This is a genomic window from uncultured Abyssibacter sp., assembly GCF_964000955.1.
Classification (GTDB): domain Bacteria; phylum Pseudomonadota; class Gammaproteobacteria; order Nevskiales; family OUC007; genus Abyssibacter.
This window is the reverse complement of sequence record NZ_CAXFCL010000223.1, coordinates 1-6,964: the sequence shown is the minus strand read 5'-3', so window position 1 is coordinate 6,964 and position 6,964 is coordinate 1. Positions and strand designations below refer to the sequence as shown.

Annotated in this window: 9 protein-coding genes; all 9 read right to left on the bottom strand. The window is 66.1% G+C overall.

Annotated elements, in window-relative coordinates:
- Nucleotides 1-254: 254 nt before the first annotated feature.
- Nucleotides 255-1,457 carry a c-type cytochrome biogenesis protein CcmI gene (gene ccmI, locus ABNS06_RS10945; protein ID WP_348674632.1) on the bottom strand — a complete coding sequence of 401 codons (1,203 nt, stop codon included), beginning with the start codon at nucleotides 1,455-1,457 and terminating at the stop codon, nucleotides 255-257.
- Nucleotides 1,454-1,897, bottom strand: a complete 444-nt coding sequence (locus ABNS06_RS10940; RefSeq protein ID WP_348674631.1) for a cytochrome c-type biogenesis protein — start codon at nucleotides 1,895-1,897, stop codon at nucleotides 1,454-1,456. The genes ccmI and ABNS06_RS10940 overlap by 4 nt, the downstream gene beginning before the upstream one ends.
- A complete protein-coding gene (locus tag ABNS06_RS10935) occupies nucleotides 1,894-2,436 on the bottom strand; it encodes a DsbE family thiol:disulfide interchange protein (RefSeq protein WP_348674630.1) in 543 nt (180 codons plus the stop codon). The genes ABNS06_RS10940 and ABNS06_RS10935 overlap by 4 nt, the downstream gene beginning before the upstream one ends.
- Nucleotides 2,433-4,388: a heme lyase CcmF/NrfE family subunit gene (locus tag ABNS06_RS10930; RefSeq protein WP_348674629.1), complete on the bottom strand. Its 1,956-nt coding sequence runs from the start codon at nucleotides 4,386-4,388 to the stop codon at nucleotides 2,433-2,435. Before ABNS06_RS10930 ends, ABNS06_RS10935 begins: the two co-directional genes overlap by 4 nt.
- A complete protein-coding gene (gene ccmE, locus ABNS06_RS10925; RefSeq protein WP_348674628.1) occupies nucleotides 4,385-4,837 on the bottom strand; it encodes a cytochrome c maturation protein CcmE in 453 nt (150 codons plus the stop codon). Before ccmE ends, ABNS06_RS10930 begins: the two co-directional genes overlap by 4 nt.
- The gene (gene ccmD, locus ABNS06_RS10920; RefSeq protein WP_348674627.1) at nucleotides 4,827-5,012 is read right to left on the bottom strand and encodes a heme exporter protein CcmD; all 186 of its coding nucleotides are present in this window, start codon (nucleotides 5,010-5,012) and stop codon (nucleotides 4,827-4,829) included. The genes ccmE and ccmD overlap by 11 nt, the downstream gene beginning before the upstream one ends.
- Nucleotides 4,991-5,719 (bottom strand): heme ABC transporter permease, encoded by a 729-nt coding sequence (locus ABNS06_RS10915; protein WP_348674626.1) that lies wholly within the window; start codon nucleotides 5,717-5,719, stop codon nucleotides 4,991-4,993. The genes ccmD and ABNS06_RS10915 overlap by 22 nt, the downstream gene beginning before the upstream one ends.
- The gene (gene ccmB, locus ABNS06_RS10910) at nucleotides 5,719-6,387 is read right to left on the bottom strand and encodes a heme exporter protein CcmB (RefSeq protein WP_348674625.1); all 669 of its coding nucleotides are present in this window, start codon (nucleotides 6,385-6,387) and stop codon (nucleotides 5,719-5,721) included. The genes ABNS06_RS10915 and ccmB overlap by 1 nt, the downstream gene beginning before the upstream one ends.
- Nucleotides 6,388-6,390: 3 nt before the next feature.
- The coding region (gene ccmA, locus ABNS06_RS10905; RefSeq protein ID WP_348674624.1) for a heme ABC exporter ATP-binding protein CcmA at nucleotides 6,391-6,964 on the bottom strand (574 nt) is incomplete at its 5' end.

Sequence of the window (6,964 nt, the reverse complement as noted above, 5' to 3'; positions counted from 1 at the left end):
GCATTTCCTTGGCATTGGCCTTGGTCGCCGGAAGAAAACGGGTCCCCAGACCCGCGACGGGAAAGACCGCTTTGCGTAGTCGCATGGTTATCCTTCTGGTTGGTTAGTCGTTTGGGCGCCCCACTGCCCCGGATTGCGAATCGGTGATCGAATCGGTGGGCTTGTGGATGGCTCGCCGCACGCAGGTACTCGCGAAGATTCCGGGCAACAGGCTAGCGCAACCGATGCTCCGGCGCATCCCGCATCAGGAGGGATCAGGGCACCTGCTCGTCGATGATCACGGTATGGCGACCATCCAGCGCGTCGCGGCTCAGTACCAGCCCGCCCTGCAAGTCTCCGGAACTTGCCCGCGCATCTCCGGCACGCGAGATGCGTGCCGATATCGCCCACTGATCGGCGTTGTCCAGGGACATCCCCGGCATCATCGCATCCTCGCTGGTCAGCGTGATGGACAGCGGAAACGCCGGCGATTCCAGGCGCTTGGCCGCCAGTGGCATCGGCGGGCCGCTGACATGCTTGGCGAACACGAACAGCGTGAATCGCCCTGGCACATCACCATGCAATGCCGGTGACAGTTCGATGTTCAGATCGATGCGTGTGCCGGCTTCCGGCGCATCCGGCCTCGCCGCCTCAGGCGCTTCGGTCTCGGCGGGCGCCGAGACATCCGCCGGCACGCCACCCAGCGCGATCACCGCGTTGCGAACCGCGGAGGCCAGCGGGTCTTCCAGCGGTTGACGGTCGAGGCGTTGCAGCCGCAACAAAGCGATATCGTGCTTGCCGTCCTGGGCCGCCGCGAGACTGCCGTACCAGAGACCGCGGGTGTGGTTGGGCTCGATGTCCAGCGCCGCATCGAACAGCGCCGCGGGGCGGCCCAGCCAGTCCTGGTTACGCGACATGCCCAACGCCTCGCCCTCGGCGATCAGGGCATCCGCGTCGCTGTTTCCGGTGTGCTCATTGATCTGGCGATACATCTGCGCGGCCTGCTGGTACCGCTCGGTGCCCATGTACACGCGGCCCAGCATCCGACGGGCGTCCAGATCATCCGGTCGCGTGGACACCCGGGATTCGAGTTGCTGCACCAGTCCGGCCATCTGTTCGGCATGGCTCATCGGAGGCAGGCCGCCACTGGCCAGGTAGAGCCCGACACCCACGATGGGCACGACGATGATCGCGGCGACCGACATCCAGCGACCGCCCGGTTGCAGCGTCCCCTCCTCCGACTGGGCGTCCATCAACAGTTCGGCGGCGGCGTCGTTTTCCAGTTGCTCGAACGCCTCCTGATTGATCCGACCAGCCGCCAGATCCGCTTCCAGCTCGGCCTTGCGGCTGCGAAATGCCGCGATGTTGTCGGCCTGACGACTCCGGCGGCCGCCACGCAGATGGCGCAGCGCCCACGCGGGAAAAATCATCGCGGCCAGCGCGAGGCCGGCGAACAGTGCAATCAGTAGGGTCTTCATTCTTTGTCCAGCAGTCGCCGCAATGCCTCGCGATCAATGGATTCAGGCGGCGTCCGGACCGGTCGGCGTCTGCGCAGCATCAGCACCGCGATCACCAGCGCGCAGACGAGCACGACGAATGGGGTGAGCCACAGCAACCAGGTCCTGGGCTTGAACGGCGGGCGATACAGCACGAAGTCGCCGTAACGCGCCTGCAGGTAGGTCTTGATCTCGTCATCGCTGCGCCCGGCGACAATCATGTCGGCGACCTGGCGCTTGAGATCCAGCGCCAGCGAGGCATGGGACTCGGCAATGTTCTGGTTCTGGCAGACCAGGCAGCGCAGTTCTTCCAGCAAGTCGTGATAGCGCGCTTCCTGCTCCGGGTTCAGGTCATCGGATGCCGCGCTCAGCGCCCCCGACAATCCCATCAGCACTGCCAGCAACAAGGCTCTCAGACTCATGCGCCGGACTCCTGCAACAGCTGTTCGACGATCGGCCGGAACGTGTTCTTCATGCTGGTCGGGTCCAGCGGACCGATGTGCTTGTAGCGAATGCGACCAGAGGCGTCGATGACAAAGGTTTCCGGAACACCGTAGACGCCCCAGTCGATACCCACGTTGCCGGCGCGGTCGCTGGCGATGGCCTGATACGGGTCCCCATGCCGCGCCAGCCAGGCCAGCGCATCACGTGGCGCGTCCTTGTAATTCAGCCCATAGAGCGGCACGTCGGAGGTTTCCGCCCACTCCATCCACAGGGGATGCTCAAGCCGGCAGGGCACGCACCAGCTTGCCCAGACGTTGACGATGCTCACCTGGCCGGCGAAGCGACGCTCGGTCAGCAGTTGATCCGGCGCGCGCAGGCTCGGCAACTCGAACGCCGGCGACGGCTTGTCGATCAGCGGCGACGGTACGCGGCTGGGGTCCAGCGTCAGACCGACGGCAAAGATGGCGATGAGTACACCGACCACCAGGATCGGTGCGATCAGGACCCAGCGATTCATGCGTGTACGGACTCGGCCTCAGCCGTCACCGCCCGCGCGGCGCGGGATTGCAGACGGTATCGCCGATCCGTCGCCGCCAGCGCGCCACCCAGCGCCATCAACAGCGCGCCGGACCAGATCCAGCGGATCAGCGGCTTGACGTACAGGCGAAGAATCCAGGCGCCACCCTGCACCGGCTCGCCCAGCGAGACGTAGATGTCGCGCAGCGGCGAAATGTCGATCGCCGCCTCCGTCATCGGATTGCCGCCCATGCGGTAGTACCGCTTTTCCGGGTTCAGGGTCGCGACGGCCTTGCCATCGCGACTGACCTCGACCGTGCCGACGTCCGCGTCGTAGTTCGGCCCCTCGTCACGTGCGACACCGACGAACTTGAAAGCGTAGCCGGCGAATTCGGTGGTCTCGCCGGGGACCAGCCGCACATCGCGCTCGATGGAGCCATGGTTGACCAGAGCCACGCCGAGCACGAACACCCCCAGCCCGATATGCGCGAGCGTCATGCCCCACTGCGCCCGGCCCATCTTCACCCGGCTGCGGCGCAGGGTGATGCGCAACGGTTCGGCCAGCGCGCCGGCCATGCACCAGACGGCGAGCAGAATCGCGGCGGACACGCCCAGGCCGCGCACGCCGAACAACGCCATCAGCACGGCGACGACGATCGCCACGGCAATCGGGATCAACGACTGACGGCGCAGGCGCGACCAGTCACCCCGTTTCCACATCACTGCGCTGGCAAAGCCCACGAGCAGGACCAGCGGCATGGTCAACGGCGCGAACACCGCATCGAAGTAAGGCGGCCCGACGGACAGCTTGCCCAGCCCCATCGCATCGACGAACAACGGGTACAGCGTGCCGAGCAGCACCGCCAGCGCGGCCACCGACAGGAACACGTTGTTCAGCAGCAGCAACCCTTCCCGGGAGAACAGCGTCAGCTGCTGTCGCACCTGGAAGCGCGCGGCGCGCAGCGCGAACAGCAGCAGCGCACCACCGACGAAGAATCCGAAGATCATCAGCACGAACACGCCGCGCGACGGATCCGTGGCAAAGGCATGCACCGACACCAGCACGCCCGAACGCACGAGGAAGGTGCCAAGCAGCGACAGCGCGAAGGCCGAGATCGCCAGCAACACCGTCCAGGCCTTGAACATGCCGCGCTTTTCCGTCACCGCCAGCGAGTGGATCAGCGCCGTGCCGATCAGCCAGGGCATGAACGAGGCGTTCTCCACCGGGTCCCAGAACCACCAGCCGCCCCAGCCGAGTTCGTTGTAGGCCCACCACGAGCCGAGCAGGATGCCGACGGTCAGAAAGCTCCAGGCCAGCGTCGTCCAGGGTCGTGTCCAGCGGGCCCAGGCGGCGTCCAGGCGGCCGCTGATCAGCGCCGCCACCGCGAACGCGAACGCCACCGAAAAGCCGACATAGCCCATGTAGAGCATGGGCGGGTGAATGATCAGCCCGGGGTCCTGCAGCAGGGGATTCAGATCCTGCCCTTCGGGCGGCGCCGGAATCAGGCGTTCGAACGGGTTGGATGTCAGCAGCGTGAACAGCAGGAACGCGCAGGACACAGCGCCCATCACACCCAGCACCGAGGCACCGATGTCGCGCGGCAGGCTGCGGTTGAGGCCGGCGACCAGCAGCGTCCAGGCGCCGAGCATCAGCACCCACAGCAGCAGCGAGCCCTCATGGCCACCCCACACCGCCGAGATGCGATAGAACATCGGCAGCTCCGAGTGCGCATTGGTCGCGACATAGCGCACCGAGAAGTCGACGTGGATGAACGACCAGGTGAGCGCGCCGTAGGCGATGATGGTGAACACCACCTGCCCGACCGCCAGCGGCCAGGCCATCGCCTGCCAGCGCTCGCGACGCAGCACGACCCCGGAGATCGGTGCCACGCATTGCATCAATGCCAGGCCGGCGGCCAGGCAAAGCGCGAAATGTCCCAGCTCCGGAATCATGTGTTCGCCACCGGCATGCAGCTGGTACCCGCCTTGTCCTTCAGGGATTCCTCTAGCTCAGGCGGCATGTAGTTCTCGTCATGCTTGGCGAGCACCTCCTCCGCGGAGAAGCCGGATTGCACGTCGTAGGTGCCAATCGCCACGATGCCCTGCCCCTCACGGAACAGATCGGGAAGAATGCCCGAATAGCGGACCGGAATGGCCTGTTCGCAGTCGGCTAGACGGAAGGTCACGGTCGTGTCGCTGCCCGAGCGCTGGACACTGCCTTCCTCGACAATGCCGCCGAGGCGAATGCGCGCCTGAGGCGGCAGTTCGCCTGCCAGGACCTCCGACGGGCTGTAGAAATAGATCAGGTTGCTCTGAAAGGCGACCAGCGCCAGCGCCACCGCGGTGCCGGCACCGACCACCAGTGCGCCGACGGCCATCATCCGCCGTTGTCTACGCGTCATCGTCTTGATCTCGTTCCAATCGAATATCCCGCTGCTGGCGACGCAGCGTCGACCAGCCCAGCAAAGCGCCACCCAGCAGTACCACGCCCGTCAGACCGAAGGAGGTCCAGACGTAGACCGCATAGCCTCCCATATGCCACCACGACTCGTTCATCAGACCGCCTGTCGAATCCAACGTGCGTCACGTTCTCGCGACAGAATCAGCGCCCGGATCCGCAGGCTCTGCAACGCGCCGTAGTAGCACATGAATCCCAGCGCGTTCAGCAGCAGCGGCCAGAGCATGTCCTTCGAGATCGACGGCGAATCGAACTTGGTGATGGTCGCGCCCTGGTGCAGGCTGTTCCACCATTCCACGGAGTAATGAATGATCGGCACGTTGATCACGCCGATCAGCGCGAGCACCGAGGCGGCTCTCGCGCCACGCCGGGGATCCTCGAAGGCGCCGTTGAGGGCGATCACGCCCAGGTAGAGGAACAGCAGGACCAGTTCGCTGGTCAGCCGCGCGTCCCAGACCCAGTAGGTGCCCCACATGGGTTCGCCCCACAGCATGCCGGTGAGCAGCGCCAGCGCCGTGAATGCGGCTCCGATGGGCGCCGCGGCCACGACGAACAGCTCGGCCAGCTTCATCCGCCAGATCAGCGCCACGCCGCCGGCCACCGCCATGGTCATGTAGACGAACATGGACAGCCAGGCGCTGGGCACATGCACGTAGATGATCCGGAACGCGTCACCCTGCTGGTAGTCAGCCGGCGCCAGTACCAGGCCGCCGTAAGTGCCCACGACGATCAGCAGCAGCGCGGCGATGCCGAAAACCCATTGCAGCGTGCGGCCCCAGCGATAGAACGTCGGGGGCGAGGACAGTCGATGAAACCAGGTCCACATCAGTCGTAACTCAGTCGCAGCGCCACGGCTGCCAGTGGCGGAGCCAGCGTGGCATACAGCATCGATAAAGCGGCCGTTAAGTATACCGGACCCGTCGCGGGCAACCCCGCCTGTACCGTTGCGACCGCGCCGGCGCCGAACACCAGCAGCGGCACATAAAGCGGCAGCAGGATGATCGCGACCAGAACCCCGCCATTGCGCACACCGACGGTGAGCGCCCCGGCGACCATGCCCAGCGCAACCAGCCCCAGCGTCCCGGACAGCACCGTCAGACAGAGCACACCCGACGCCGTGGCGGACAGCCCGTAGGCGGCTCCGGCGAGCGGCGCGGCAAGGCCCAGCAGACAGCCCAGTCCCAGCCAGTGCGCGCCCAGCTTCGCCAGCAACACCCACCACAGTGGTGTTGGCGATGTCAGCAAGACGGCCAGCGTGCCGTCCCGGGCATCGTCACGAAACAGGCGGTCCAGCGACAACACCACGGCCAGCACGACGGCGATCCAGACAATGGCCGGCGCGACGAGGCCCAGCGCGTCATCGGACGGATCGACACCCAGCGGCACGATCATCACCACCATGGCGAAATAGATCAGGGGTTGCAGCAGGTCCTGAACCTGCCGGAACAGCAGTTGCCATTCACGCGCCCACACGGCGTTCCAGATCCGCATCATCGGTCAGGCCGCGACCAGGTCGATGCAATCGGCGTCGATGGGCAACGCCTGGTGCGAGGTGACGACCACCGTGCCGCCGTTGCTCGCGTGTTCCCGGAAGCGCTGACAAAGACGCGAACGCGCCGCATCGTCCAGGGCGTTCAGCGGCTCATCCAGTACCCACAGCGGTGCTTTGGTAACCGCCAGGCGCGCCAGCGCCACGCGGCGCTGCTGCCCGGCCGACAGCGTTCTGATGGGCTGGGTCAGCGTGCGGCCCTTCAGGCCGATCTCGCGGAGCGCATCCGGCGCCGCATCGGCGCCCTCCCCGTTCAGCGCCAGCACGAACCGCAGCGATTCGACCGGGGTCAGCGCGGGATTGCCGGTCGCATCGTGGGCAACGTAGCAAAGCGACTCCCGCAGCGGCTCCGGGTGTTCGAACACGTTGCTGCCCTGCCAGCACACCTGTCCGGCGTCCGGCTCACGCAAGCCGACGATGGCATGGATCAGGGTGGTCTTGCCGACTCCGTTGGGGCCGCGCAGATGGGTCACGGTGCCAGCCGGCAGCTCCGCCGACAGCGGGCCGAGCAGCGTCTTGCGG